General features: G+C 62.5%; 1 protein-coding gene. It reads right to left on the reverse strand.

Features of this window, described 5'->3' with window-relative positions:
- Nucleotides 1–25 precede the first annotated feature (25 nt).
- Nucleotides 26–248 (reverse strand): hypothetical protein (locus SAY88_RS25455; protein WP_332635225.1); only part of this gene is annotated, 223 nt, incomplete at its 5' end.

A 248-nucleotide genomic window follows, 5' to 3' on the forward strand; every position in this document is an offset into this window, starting at 1 on the left:
CGACATAGATCAACAAATCGCGGATCTACGCGATGCGCCAGCGCAATTTGGTGGCGGCCTCGGCGGTACACAATTCGGCGGTGGCGGCGGTGGCGGTATGTATGGTTACGTCGTCGGTGCACGTCAGCAGCAGGAGCAAATCCGCGACCTCGAGGCCCAGCGCGAGCAAATTGTGCAGCAGCAGACTGCATTCCAGGCCGGTGGAGATCTCGAAGCGCCGCCATTCCCAGGCCCCGGCGCGACACAAT

The sequence above is a fragment of the Halalkalibacter flavus genome, assembly GCF_036663575.1.
In the GTDB taxonomy this organism is placed as follows: Bacteria; Bacillota; Bacilli; order Bacillales; family Bacillaceae_D; genus Halalkalibacter; species Halalkalibacter flavus.